At 38.5% G+C, this 14,583-nt stretch carries 8 protein-coding genes; 6 read left to right on the forward strand and 2 right to left on the reverse strand.

All coding sequences use genetic code 11. The annotated features are described in order from the left end of the window. Nucleotides 1–210 precede the first annotated feature (210 nt). Complete coding sequence (locus tag JW962_02565) at nucleotides 211–783, reverse strand: hypothetical protein (protein ID MBN1374194.1); 573 nt, start codon at nucleotides 781–783, stop codon at nucleotides 211–213. Nucleotides 784–1,303: 520 nt separating this feature from the next. Here JW962_02565 and JW962_02570 point away from each other — a divergent pair. Beyond that, nucleotides 1,304–1,708, forward strand: a complete 405-nt coding sequence (locus JW962_02570; GenBank protein MBN1374195.1) for a hypothetical protein — start codon at nucleotides 1,304–1,306, stop codon at nucleotides 1,706–1,708. Nucleotides 1,709–1,849: 141 nt separating this feature from the next. On the opposite strand, the gene JW962_02575 is transcribed toward JW962_02570, so the two are convergent. After that, the gene (locus JW962_02575) at nucleotides 1,850–2,647 is read right to left on the reverse strand and encodes a hypothetical protein (protein ID MBN1374196.1); all 798 of its coding nucleotides are present in this window, start codon (nucleotides 2,645–2,647) and stop codon (nucleotides 1,850–1,852) included. Nucleotides 2,648–2,778: 131 nt separating this feature from the next. Here JW962_02575 and polA point away from each other — a divergent pair, with 131 nt between their 5' ends. The 5 genes from polA to JW962_02600 form a co-directional block, all read left to right on the forward strand. Further along, nucleotides 2,779–5,613, forward strand: a complete 2,835-nt coding sequence (polA, locus tag JW962_02580) for a DNA polymerase I (protein MBN1374197.1) — start codon at nucleotides 2,779–2,781, stop codon at nucleotides 5,611–5,613. 102 nt (nucleotides 5,614–5,715) lie between these two features. Then, nucleotides 5,716–9,915 (forward strand): PD40 domain-containing protein, encoded by a 4,200-nt coding sequence (locus JW962_02585; protein MBN1374198.1) that lies wholly within the window; start codon nucleotides 5,716–5,718, stop codon nucleotides 9,913–9,915. A gap of 48 nt (nucleotides 9,916–9,963) precedes the next feature. Continuing rightward, on the forward strand, nucleotides 9,964–11,718 hold the full coding sequence (locus JW962_02590; protein MBN1374199.1) for a polysaccharide biosynthesis C-terminal domain-containing protein: 1,755 nt from the start codon (nucleotides 9,964–9,966) through the stop codon (nucleotides 11,716–11,718). Beyond that, a complete protein-coding gene (locus JW962_02595; protein MBN1374200.1) occupies nucleotides 11,715–13,538 on the forward strand; it encodes an ATP-dependent DNA ligase in 1,824 nt (607 codons plus the stop codon). Before JW962_02590 ends, JW962_02595 begins: the two co-directional genes overlap by 4 nt. Before the next feature lie 55 nt (nucleotides 13,539–13,593). Beyond that, nucleotides 13,594–14,583: hypothetical protein (locus JW962_02600; protein ID MBN1374201.1), on the forward strand; the 990-nt coding region annotated here is incomplete at its 3' end.

Raw genomic sequence — 14,583 nt, forward strand, 5'->3', positions numbered from 1 at the left:
TATTAAAGCTCCTAGCGGATAGAGCTTCCCCTCATCTCCATATCTTGATACCTCTCACGAGAGGGGTATCGAACAGTTCTTGTTAAAGCCCCCTAGTGGATGGGGCTTCCCCTCATCTCGACCAAACTGGAATAACCTTTTTTAAGTGCTGAAATTACCGTATAGGTAGTACATAATTATCTGGTTCATAATCCTATTTCTGGATGGTATTCAGTCTTTATATATCATTCCTTCTAGTTTGTTGAAACTTGTTAATTTTGTTTGAGCTTCTTTTTCGAGCTTTGATTCAATTCTAGAGTATTTCCTGTCTTTTCCCCATTCAAGTCTCGTAGATTGAGTATAAATTTTATTTCCCATTAAGAATTGTTTTTGTAGTGCTCTTTTTTTATGTAAGTCTCTCTTATATTTTTTTATTCCTATTAATAAATCTTTGTAAACCATTTGTGGGCAAAGATAAAATACGTAATGAATACTATTTTTCTTGTCCGCTATAATGTTTATATGGAGATGTTTATTTTTTATTCTCTCAAATGTTTCTGTGTTATCTAGTTTATCCAACTCTGTGTAAAGAACTCCAAAGATCAGTTCGGAAAGGTTATATTTTGTCCAAATTCCATCCTTCTTCGGATCGGTTGGAAAATGCTTGTAATACTTCGGTCTGAATAAGTGTATATGGCCATTCCTATAAGTGTCCCAAATAAGTTCGAAATATTGTGAGTAAAGTGGAGGAAAGTATATTTCGAAAAATTTCTTTACACTTAATTCTGGCTTAATGTCATTCAAAGTGCATACGTGTAACCTTCGACTTTTCTTCTCAATGTAACTTTCTGTTTGAAGAGTTTTGGTTGACTTATATGGAAATGATACTTTGCCAATAATCTCACATATTTGAAGACATGATTGAGATTGAAGAAAATTGGGTGAATTCCCTTTCTCGTCTTTACATCGCAGGATCTTCTCGAGATCGCTAACTGATAACTTTAACCAGTGAAAGAATGGGTAATTTTTGAGAAAAATTTTTCTACTCATACAATAATTATACATTAAAATTAGTTATATTCTGACTCTTTAATCAAAAAGAAATATGGGGTAGAGGTTTACGGAGGCTCTTTGTTAAAGTAATAATTAAGGAAGCTATATCGTTTCAAAGAGAATTTCCTTCTTGGGTTTGGATAGTTCGGACCCTCTAAAGAAATTTCCTGAGTTTATGACACCCTCAGACTTACGTGAGTATGCAAAGCAATTTTCACAAGTTACCGAGTGAAGCTGGTTACAAGCTTTTTCTTAAGTAGTATAATGGCGTATGTGGAAATGTCCGAAGTGTAAAAGAGAATTTGCCAAAGAAAATCAGAGCCATTCGTGTGTTAGCTACCCAATAGAGAATCATTTTAAGAATAAGGATACTGCCAAACGGCTTTTTGACGCATTGGTAAAAAAGATCACCAAGGAAATTGGTCCCGTAAAAATAGAATCATTGCCTTGTTGTATTCATCTTGTTAGTGACTATACTTTTGGAGCCGTCTGGGCGTTGAAAGATAGAATTAGAATTGATCTACGGGTTGATTATCCTCTTAAGAACATTGCTTTTTATAAAGAAGTTCAGATGTCCGCCAATAGATATCTGTATTTTTTTGAGTTTAAGGATGAAGCCGATATTACTCCTCAGATTATGAAATTGCTAAAGGAATCTTACTTTCTAAATAAATAGCTGCATAAAGAGTATCACGGGATAATCGGTGAGATATATTAACCTATGCGGCAGGAGGTTCAGGCTCTTCATTTAAACTCACTGTAGCCTTATTAAGGATTTTGACAGCCTGCTCACAAATATCGGGGACATTTAGTGCAGTTAAGTATCCAAGGTCATTATGAAAGACAATTCCTCATATCCATAAACATTAAAAACAGATGGAGGATATTTTGATACAGAAGTTGCTTTTAATAGCGGTGTTGTGCTTTCAGTAGATACAGGTTCAAGAGATAGTTGTACTTCCGGTATACAGTTTAGTAAATCAGAGAGTCTGTTTTGTATAAGGTGTATTAATCCGTTTATGGTAGATAGAGTTTCGGTAACACTTGCAGCGTTAAATTTCTCAATTTTGTAAAAGAGACCCACAAGAGAGGAGAAGAGTTCGGGATTTTCGTATGATCCATGCCCTTTGTGAACATGTATAAATCTGTCGGGTGATACACAGCAAGAAAATACTGAATTATCAGTCAGGGGGCGTGTGTGAGCGAATTTATCTGAGTCCGGTATGCCAGCCTTATATACACTAATCTGAAATGGTGAATCGGGCAATCTTGTTATTCTAAAAATATATTTAACATTATCTAAGGACACATGCAGGTCAACAGCCGCTTCTGTGACTGCTTCTGTACTATCGTATTGCACCGTTTTTGATGTACATGTTCCAATCACTCTATAGGTTAGAACACTCTCTGGGTTGGGTTCCATTAATAAAAGATCACAATTCTCCGTAGTTATTGTACGTGGATGAGCTTCCCCATTATTTCCAGTTTGGATTGTTTGTTGATAATTTCCTGGAGTTACTCTCCCAATAATGGTTGGTAAGGATAAAAGTTCTATTAAGAACCTAGTTTGAGAACATAATTCTTCAGTCATTGAATGACATTCTGTCTTTGCCATGTGGTTGGAGGAGTTATTTGGTTAGTAACGTAATAATATAGGGTATTATAACACCCCGTAGTATACAAAACAAGGCAAAAGCATGGATAGGGGCAGGTTACAAACACCTCTCTACACTGTATAATGATTGTATGGCAAAATCCAAGGTAAAAGACTTGTTTTTAGTAATCGATGGAAACTCACTTTTCTTTCGAGCATATTACGCATATCCACAAACATTATCAACGGCTGATGGCACAATCGTAAACGCAGTGTACGGATTTATGACAATGTTTTTTAAAGCAATTGAAACATATAAACCACGCTATCTTGCAATAGCCTTTGATTACGATAGGGTGACTTTTAGAAAGGCCAAGATTGCATATTACAAAGCCCAGCGAAAAGAAACCGACGCATCACTTATTGAACAATATCCTTACCTGTTTGACATTCTTGATGCATTCAATATTCCAATGTATAGGGAAAAGGGTTTCGAGGCCGATGATTTTTTAGGAACATTTGCAGAAAAATTTGAAAATGGCGGATTTATCAAGAAGTTAGACGGTGTAGAGACGGGTTTTCAACCTGTCCACGGAACCGTCACCAAACCCGCCAAGATGCTACTTGTAACAGGCGACAAAGACTTAAAACAGGCTGTATCGACAAAGGTTGATATGCTTTACATAACCGGTACATTTAAAAACCAAAAAATAATAACTGTAGACAACTTTAAGTCAGAATATAACTTTGAGCCACAATACTTTGATGACTATCTTGCAATTTGTGGAGACTCGTCGGATAACATTCCGGGAGTAAAAGGAATAGGTCAGAAAGGCGCTCGTGAACTTGTTGAAAAATTCGGAAGCCTTGAAAATATGTACGAAAATATAGAGAAGGTAAACGAATTTAACCCACGTTACGCAAAACTTTTAGTCGATAGCCAGCAGGAATCATACGAAAGTAAATTTCTAACTACACTTGAAACGTCTCTTGATATTGACCTGTCGTGGCAAAATTATCTTGTGGATGATATTGATCCGGTAAAGGCGAGAAAAAAACTTCAATCATTTGGATTTAGAAGTCTTTTGGGTTCACTTGAGAACATACTTAAGCTTTACAACATAAATGAAAATATAGATATAGAGGACTTTTCAGGGACAACAGGATACAAATTTGTTTCATATGATACGTGGTTAAAGCAATTTGACCCCCAAAAGCCTGTGTCGATTGGGGTCATTGGCGGATCCGAACCTGCCGTTGTAGCAAATTCACTTTTTGACCAAAAGAAAGAGCCGAGATTAACGTTTTGGGCCTGTCAAGATAAGAAAGTCACGTACAGTAGTGAAATAGTGAAACAGTTAAGTAGTGGAGTAGTTAAACAACTGGGTGGTGGAACGGTAATAGTTCATGACTTGCCGGCTTTTCTAAGGCAAACCGAAAGCTCACCAATGTACCGAGCTAGTGATCAGCTTGCGTACTATGATCTTATGTTAGCTTCGTACCTTTATAACCCCGGCAGGCGTGATTATTTGCTTAAGACAATTGCGGCAGAACTTGTTCAAAAGACATATCTTACAGAATCGGAATTTGCACAAAAAATCGGTCAGTTGGGTGGATTTTCAAATTGGTCTGATTCTTTAAAAGAACAATGGCTTACTCATACAGCTGAAATTTATGACGAACTTTATGTTTTTTTGACTAGCCAGACCAAGGATTGGAACGTAACAAGTTTTGTAAGAGACACTTGGGAAAAGGCAGCCGGTCGTAAAATTATCGACAACTCGATACATTTGACTCTTCTAAATATGGAGCAAGAAACAGCATTAGCCCTGCGCGATATGGAGGATAGAGGAATATGTGTCGACATAAATGGGCTCGAAAAGCTACAACAGAAACTTGAGAAAGAAATTAGAGAGCTCGAAGAGAGTGCATATAAAGTTGTTGGACATGAATTTAACCTAGCATCGCCCAAACAGGTTTCAGATGTTTTGTTTAAAGAGCTTGGAATCGGTGGAAAGCAGCGTTCGACCCGGGCGGGAATTCTTGAGGAATTAGTTGGACATCATCCTGTGGTCGAAATAATTATTAAGCACCGAGAACTTAGTAAAATGTATTCGACGTACGTGAAAGGATTTGAGAAGTTCTTAAATACTGAAGGTGAATATAATGTTATTCACACCGACTATAGACAAACTGCTGTTATAACGGGAAGACTTTCTTCCGTTAACCCAAATTTGCAGAACATTCCAATAAAAAGCGAGCTTGGGCGGGATTTTAGAAAGTTATTTGTTCCAAGAAAAGGGTTTAAGCTTATAACAATGGATTATTCACAGATTGAGCTTCGAGTGCTTGCGTATTTTTCAAATGATAAAGCGCTTGTAAAAGACTTTAAAAACAATCTGGATATTCATGCTTCAACAGCTGCTCGTATCTTTGACAAGGATATTAAAGATGTATCAAAAGCGGAACGTAGAGTTGGTAAAACCATTAATTTTGGGATCATTTATGGACTTTCGCCCTTTGGGCTTGCCAAGGCTTTAAAAATTGATACTGGGAAAGCTGCGGAATATATACAGGAATATTTTGAGGATTATGAGGGGGTTAAGATTTTCTTTAATGATTTAGTTTTAACGGCAAAGGAAACCGGTTATGTAGAAACGGCCTTTGGACGTAGAAGGTATATGCCGTATTTAGGCTCGGGAAATAAGCAGATGCTTTTGCGTGCAACCCGTGAGGCAATGAATATGCCAATTCAAGGGACTGCGGCTGACATTATGAAGCTTGCCATGATTAATGTACACAAGTTTTTAAGAAAGAAATATCCCACTAAGGCTTTCATTTTGCTTCAGATTCACGATGAGCTTGTTTTGGAAATAGCGGATGATGTAGTTAAAGATGTTTCAATGGGCTGTGAGAAAATAATGGAAAATTCAGTAAATTTGAATGTGCCGTTGAATGTAGACTGCGGACCATGGACCGAAAAATAATAGTGAGTATCTATCCACATACACAGTTATTTGCAACGTGCTTAAGGATAGTCTAACATTGAACAAATCATTAAGAATAATTTTAAGAATTACCTTATAGTTATGACAAACTCCAACAAAAAGCGATTAGCTTGGGTGGCATTTGCAACCTTGGTTCTGTTTTTTATACTATTAATTCCTAACCTTCCGAAGTCAAATAAAGACCCCAAACAAGATGTTTTAAGCGGGGGTACATACCCTCGAGAAATAGTATTGGCATCACAGACATCACCAAAGTTGGTCCAATTCTCTTATTCAACGTACTTTCCTTCGATTTCTGCTGATGGTCGATATGTAGCCATCCAACTCGATGATACCATAATTAGAGTTGATAGGCTTAACGGAACGTATGAATATGTATGTATTGGCGTGGGTGGATATCCAGAACCCTGTAGTAATCCTGAAATTTCGGGAAACGGCAGATATATAGTTTTTCAATCCGATAGTTCTTCATTACCCGGGTCTATGGGAAGTTGGGAAGACGTATTTGTAAGGGATATGGTCACAGGAACGATATCGTTGGTTTCTAATACAATTAGTGATCGTACCGGAGGTGAATATTACGGTTTTGCCGGTTCTCCGAGTATCTCTTATGATGGATCCAGAATTGCTTTCTCTTCTTCGTATCCCGACCATGTTGAAGGCGATGAAAATTATCATGTTGATGTCTTTGTAAAGGAAATGGGTACGGGCGTTATTTCAAGAGTCTCGGTGCATGCGGATGGAAGTGAAAATGAACATGATGCTGACGTGCCTTTTATCTCGGCAAACGGTAGGTACGTTGCATTCGAAGGTTATGGTTTAACCGACGAAGTTAGCAATTATTATTCTAATGTGTTTGTTCGTGACCTTGACGAGGGAACAACGGTTTTGGTTTCACGGGAGATGTCGGGTGCAGAATGTAGTGTAGGTTCACACGGAGCTTCCTTGTCTTCAGATGGTAGATATGTTGTGTTTACATCGCAATGTGCACTTTTTGTTCCTAGTGATTCTAACGGGCAAACTGATGTTTTTATGAAAGACCTGGTTACTGGAACTTTCACAAGGTTATCAACTGATTCCAGTGGTGGGGAAATTAGTACTGAAACATATTCGGCGGTCATTTCGGCAAATGCCCAATACGTTGTCTTTATGAGTCCAAGTTCGGAATATGTTCCTGGTGATGCAAATGGAACTTATGACATTTTTAGAAAGGATATTTCCACAGGTGCCGTTTTAAGAATGTCTATTTCCACGGAAGGCGTGGATTCCGATGATATGTCCAGTAATCCGGCAATCTCTGCAGATGGTCAATACATTGTATTTGACTCAATGGCAACCAACTTGATTTTGAATAACCTGTATCCTGGGAAAACAGATGTATACATTCGTGATGTTCAGTCTTCTACGACTTCAGTAATTGGGTACAGTACTACCGAACCCGACGGAGATGTTATGGGAAACTCATTGTCTTCAGATGGTCGGTATCTTGCATTTTGGTCTGATGCAACAAATTTTGTGAATGACGATATAAACTATTGCAGTGATATTTTTGTAAAAGATATGATCAATGAAACTTATACACTTGTTTCGACATCATCTTCAGGAGAGCAAGGCGATAATGATTCCTCTAGTCCCCCTAAGATTTCGGGAAATGGCAGGTATGTTGTCTTTAGCTCAGAGGCTACCAATTTTGTAGACATTGATACAAACAATTTTGCTGACGTGTTTATAAAAGACTTGGAAACGAGTACCATCGAGATGGTTTCCGTAAGTAGTAGCGGGACACAAAGTGACTCATCTAGCTATGGGCTTGATATTTCGGATGATGGTCGTTACGTTATCTTCAGGTCGGATGCTACGACTTTGGTTGATAATGATACGAATGGGCTTACCGATCTTTTTTTGCGAGACAGAGTAAGCGGTACGACCACACGTGTTAATGTTTCCCCACTTGGTGAACAAAGTGATGCCGAAGTAATGTATTCGAGTATTTCCGGTGATGGAAACTTTATTGTGTTTTCTTCCGCCGCTACCAACATTGTGGATGATGATTTCAACGGTAATTCTGATGTTTTTCTGCATAACAGAGTGACCGGAGAGACTCAAAGGATATCATTTGACGAGAATGGTCTGGAGTTTGAATTTGGTGCGTATACGGTGCAGATTTCATATGACGGTAGATATGTTGCGTTTGGTGCTTATCACGTCGAATGGAATTCACACGTTTACCTAAGGGATACGCTTACAGATTTAACCACAATAGTTTCAGTAAATTCAGAAGGCGAGGGATCAAATGGTACTTCCAACGATTTTACAGATTTTGATAGAGCGATCTCCAATGATGGAAGATACATAATATTTAGTTCGGATGCCGATAATCTTGTGCCCGGGTTTATTAACACTTGGGGTGAACGCAATCTTTACATAAGAGATGTTGTTTCGAGTGAAACATATCTTGTTAGTAGGGCGTCGGTTGGTAATACAATCAACGGATGGACGGATAGTGCAAGTATCTCTGCAAATGGTAATTATATTGCATTTGTTTCAAATGCAACAAATCTAACGAATGATTTTCCGGAATCTGACCCTTATACGTATAGTTTTGATCCGCCGGTCAGGTTATATTTTGTAGACATGGGATTTGTTCCGCTTCAGTTTTGTGGGAACAATGTTATAGAGGGAACCGAAGTTTGTGATGGTACAAACCTGGCAGGTAGAACTTGCTCTTATTACGATACCGATACCGATTTTTATTTTGGAACGCTAGCGTGTGCTGCTGACTGTAGTGGTTTCGACACAACGGCATGTTTAATAATTGATCCTGTTACCAATTGTGGTAATGGTATTATTGATAGGGGTGAGACATGTGATGGAACTAACTTTGGTGGGCTAACCTGTGGATCGTTTGGTTTGCCGTCCGGACACTTGCGGTGTAGTTCAGCTTGTCAAATTAATACATTTTTCTGTACAGATCCTGTGGCGTTAGATCCCTTTCGGAGAGGATATATAGGTATGTGTGGAAATGGACAAATAGATTCGGGTGAAGTATGTGACGGTACAAATCTTTCGGGAATGACCTGTCAACTGCTTTCCCTGGGGGAGGGTACTTTAAGATGCGCTTCCAATTGTATAAGCTATGATACAAGTGCGTGTTCGGGGTATGGCGGGGCCGAGGTACCCGTCACGGAGCCGTCAATCTGGGAAGAATACGAAAATGAAAATCCATTCCTATTTGACGAGAACAATGCGAAGGCAGCCTTCGATGAAGAGGGAGAGAAGTTATCCAGCGATTCTTACAAAACTACTCGGGAAATTATAAGCAAAGAACTTGGCTCTGTTTTGGCTGCAGAGGGTACGTCAGGAATCATGGCTGGGTTATCTATTTTGACTTCAGCAACTACTGCGGCATATATGACTGGATTTACATTTACGGACACGCCTGCATTGATGCAGCATATTTCCTCGTCGATTTTAAATCTGTTTGTTGTTGGTAAAAAGCGAAAGAGGCTTGGAGTCGTATACAATTCATTAAAAAAGAGTCCGATTAGTTTGGCGATTGTTAGGTTATTCTTAGGTGAAAAACTTGTTGAAACAGCCGTAACTGACAATAACGGTGTCTTTATGTTTGAAATACCACAGGGTAATTATAGATTACAGGTTTCCAAGGCAGGATTTGTATTCCCCTCAAAGATTATTCTTGGTTCAACAGATGGACCTTTGCTAGATGTGTATAGGGGTACCGAGCTTAAGACAAGTTCAGACAAAACAATCCTTAATGTTAACATTCCTTTAGATCCGGTTATGCCTTCGAAATTTGGTGCCAAGTTAAGAACGATAACCTCGATAGTTTCATCTTTTATAACTAAAATAAGCTTGCCACTTTTAATTTTTGCGACAACGATAAGTATGGCTGCCTACTTTATGGTTTCAAACAGACTGAATTTAATAATGATGCTTATAAACTTAGCTGTGCTGTCGATAAGTTTATTTTTAACTACCGGAGTCGGCAACAGATGGGGATTTGTTAAGGATGTAAATGGTAGTCCCGTGGATGGTGTTAGACTTGTTTTGTATGAGGCAGAGTTCGGAAAGGCAGTATCAGAACGTTTTACCGATTCGCAGGGTAGATATTCTTTTTTGGTCCCGGCGCAAAGGTATATTCTTAAAGTAGAAGATACTCGTTACGAGCCTGTTGAATTTAGTCGGACGGGTATTGAAATTAAACCAACCGAAAAGGGAAGCTTTATCATAAACAAAAGCTTAAAGGTGAGAAAAATTTAAACCTGGAACCATCTAGACTACCTGGACTTTACTGTATATACTACAGCCATGGCAAGACTTAAAAATTTTTTTAATCTTTTGTTTTCAAAGCAAAAGACGGTATCGGCAACAGTCTTTGTTGTAACCGGAATTCTTATTGTTACCAAGTTGCTTGGGTTTTTAAAGGTTCGTATTATTGCTCATAACTTTGGTACTTCGGTAGAGTATGACACTTTTTTAGCCGCAAACAGAATTCCTGACGCACTTTTTCAATCGCTTGTGGCTGGAACTTTAACTTCTGCAATGTTGCCACTCTTAAGCAAACGCAAGCACAAATCAGACTCCAGATTTTTTGAATCATTAAACGGATTACTGTTTCTATTTAGTGTCTTATTTGGGATTGTAAGTCTTTTAACGGTTATTCTTGCACCATGGATTGCCCAACTTTATATTAATGCAACAAGCGTAAAAGAAGCCTATGATCTTGCGCTTTTAACCAACATGATTCGTTACCTTTCATTCATTCCCTTAATACTTAGTATTAGCAATATTCTTACTGCAGCACTTCAAGTATATGATATGTTCTTTATTTCATCGTTATCTTTACCGATTCATACACTTGCCCTTATGTTTGGTGCGGCGACTTTGTCAAAGTTCTTCGATCCGCCAATTTGGGGGCTTGTTTGGGGAAGTTTGTTAGGAAGTGTATTGCATTTGCTAATCCAGCTTCCCGGGATTATAAAATTAGGTTACAAACTTCGGGTTAATTCTAAGCGCTTGCTTGATGACATAAAATATATGTTTGTACAGTCGTTGCCGCGTGTCATGGGGCTGGCCCTTGAAAATGTTGTAATCACTCACGCTACCGCACTCTGTCTGGAAATAAGTACCGGTGCATTAAGTGCATATCAATATGCGTTCCAACTTTTTCTTTTACCGTCGACAATTATAGGACATTCGCTCGCACAGGCGATGTTTCAGCCGTTTGCTCGACTTGTACACGAGAAGAATTTTAGCGAGCTTAGAACCAAATTTTTAATGGGACTTGATGCAATATTCTTTACGACAATTCCGATTGCAGTTATTATAATAATTCTTAGAGTTGGTATTATTCGTATATTTCTAAGTACAGGTGAATTTGACTGGTGGTCGGTCATTGTAACATCTTGGATATTTGCACTTTTGGCAATAGCAATTGTTTTTCAGTCGACATTAATGTTAATTTTAAGAATCTTTTATGCTTTAGAGGACACATTCACACCATTTCTTGTGACAATAGGAACCACAATTATTAACATTGTTTTAAATATTTTGTTTACAAACTTTTTTAGTCACTTTTACGGTTGGAGAAGTCTATGGGCAATTATTGATATAAGCAGTATTTCCGGGATCTTTGAAACGTTGAGTAATCTTTGGACCTGGTTTTTTACTCGAGACATTGCACTTTCATCTCTTGGTGGATTGGGTTTGGCGTTAACGGTTTCTCTTGGGTTTGAGTGTTCCGTACTTTACTTTATTTCGAAGAAGCGACTCAAATTTACCACCGGAGGAATTTTGCCCGGACTTACAAAGAAAATTGTTGCTGCCGGATTTATGGCGGGTGCAGTATTCTTTATTCTCGATTACCTACAAAATAGATCAGGTGCATTGGAAGTTACAAGAACGCTTGATACGATTGTAATCATGGCAATAGCCGCTGTATTTGGTGGATTTGTATATCTTGTTATACTTTGGATCGAGAATGACATTGTTCTCGACAAAATGATGGAAAAAATGAACGAGTACAGGAAAAAGTTTATAAAAGTTTTTTCTTTTAGGGAATGAGATTTAGCAACATCTCAAATTATCTCCAAAAAATAGAAGTTACCGCTTCACGACTAGAAATGACTTCGTTAATTACCTCTCTTTTGAGTGAATTAGAGCATAATGATATTGCAATAATAAGTTATCTTTTAACAGGGCGTATTGCTCCGAAGTTTGTAACATCGGAGTTCGAAATGTCGACCAAGAGTGTAATAAAGGCAATAGCAAAGCTTTATCCGCAAGATAATGTGAATGCTTTGTACAAAAAACTTGGCGACGTTGGTAACGTTATTGTTGAAGTCGATAAAGGTAATACCGATACGAAAATCGATATAGCAACCGTTTACAACCTTCTTTGGGAGATTGTAAAGACGGAAGGAAAAGGGTCGGTAGAAGTAAAGCAACACCTTTTGATTCGGCTTTTAGAACGGCTCGACAGATTATCCAAAAAATTTGTTGCCAGACTTGTATCAGGTAGACTCAGGCTTGGATGTAATGACAGAACGGTGCTTGCCGCACTTAACGGTATTTTGGGAGATGACTTTTCGGAGGATTTAGATTATTCGTATGGTGTGTGTTCCGATATTGGTTATGTTTCTGCAATCGCATTGACCAAGGGAATTAGAGGGATTAGAAAAATAGAGGTTTCTCCGGGAACTCCAATAGCTTCACAGCTGGTTGAGCGTGCAAAAACAGGCAAAGACATAATGGATAGATATGATAAGATTATTCTACAGCCCAAATATGACGGAATGAGATGTCAGGTACATATACTGGATAGGAATACTAAACAATTGAACGGAAAGGGTCTTAAGGAGGAGAAATTTTATCGACCGTGGGTTAATTATATTAACAAGCGAAACTTTGTGGGCTTGTTTTCCGAACCGGCCGGAAATAGTAATCTAATAAAGTTTTTTTCACGCAGGCTTGATGATATTACAACGCTTTTCCCGGAATTGGTCGAGGAGATTCAAAAGTTTAATTTTAAAAGTGCAGTTTTTGATTGTGAAGTAATAGGTGTTGATAAATCGGGGAAATTCTCTAGCTTTCAGGAAACAGTAAAACGTAAGCGTAAATATGATATTGCAAAGACTAAAGAGCAGGTCCCGGTTAATATGTATGCTTTTGACGTTATTTTTCTTAACGGAAAGTCACTTTTGAAAGTTGGCAACTATGAGCGGCTAAAATTGCTAGACCAAATATTAAAAGACAGAAATTCTAAAATCATTACATCTCCATACAGTATTGTTTCTAGTACCAAGCATCTCGAGAAATTGTTTTCTCAATATATTTCTAAAGGTTTGGAGGGAGTTATTGCAAAAAATCCTGAAAGTTTTTATCAGCCTGGTCTGCGCAATTTTGAATGGATAAAGCTTAAAAAATCAACGAGCAAGGATTTTAAAGATACACTCGACGTGGTTGTGCTTGGGTATTATGCTGGTCGTGGGAAACGTGCTAAGCAGGGGATTGGGGCAATTCTTACAGGAATTTACGATTCCAACACGTCAAGATTTCTTACCATTGCAAAGATCGGTACGGGAATCACCGATGCAGAACTTATGAAAATAAAAAACCAGCTCGACAAGATTGCAATTCCCGTTAGCTTAACTACCCCAAACTCAACTTTTGATAATAGACAACTAGTTATCCCAAAGGTACTGATACCCGATGTTTTGGTTGAACCCACCATTGTATGTGTTGTTGAGGCTGATGAAATTTCCAAAAGTGATGTGCATAGTAGTGGATACAGCCTAAGATTCCCTAGACTTATTGAGTTTAACAGACTTGATAAAAGTCCAGAACAGGTAACGACTTTGGATGAGATAAAATTGGGGGTTTGATTAAATTTAATAGTATGTTAAGCTATATAGCATAGAGAAATTTTTGAGATATTCCATGGACTCAAACGGTAAGCCAAAACGACAAAGTGGAAGTCAACTGCCACTCACAATCCTCGTAATTGTTCTGTTGTTTATGCTGGGATCAATTGGTTATCTTTGGTACAAACAATCAAAGGAGATAGCATCAGTTAGGGAGTTAATCGATAAGTCTGCAAGTGGGCAGGTCTCAAAGGAAGTATTACGCGAAATTCAAAACGATATTCTGGCCGAAGTTTTTAATGAAGTAAGTACAAACGAGTATTATGTTGGTCCGGAAGGTCCCCCCGGTATTTCGGAAGACGGTTTGTGGGAAATAACCGACGATTATATCTATGTTGAGAGAATAGGAAGTGATACCTTTAGAATTACTGAAAGTGGTAATTTATACGTAAATGATCTCGCTATTCGTGGAGTAAGCCTTGTCAATTCAATTATTGGTCCAAGAAGATATACAGAGGATAACTATTTAACTGATTATCAAACAATTACGGCTTCGTTAAACCAGCTTGATATGGTTGTGTATGACCTTGAGACTGGTGTAATCGGTTTGTGGAGTAACGGTCCTGCAGGATTGTCAACAATACGTGCTGTTAATATAGGCGGAACACTTACAGTAGAAGGACTTAGAATGCCTACTGGTGCTGTTCCGGGATATGTTTTGTCAACAGACGGGTCTGGTAATGCGACATGGATTAGTGTGGCTTTGGTCGGTGAGGTTGACCCGGTTTATACTGGATCAGTGGCTTCAGGAATAACCGGAGCAAATATTACCAACTGGAACACAGCATACGGTTGGGGTGACCATTCAACAATGGGATATCTTACGGCTATGTCGGCCGAGAGTGATCCATTGTTTACAGCACATGTATCAAGTGGAATTACGGGTACTGACATTACCAACTGGAATACAGCATACGGCTGGGGTGACCATTCATCGGCCGGATATTTAACCTCATATGCCGAGAGTGACCCATTGTTCACGGCACATGTATCGAGCGGAATTACA

Source organism: Candidatus Dojkabacteria bacterium (assembly GCA_016927995.1).
Lineage (GTDB): Bacteria > Patescibacteriota > Dojkabacteria > JAFGLO01 > JAFGLO01 > JAFGLO01.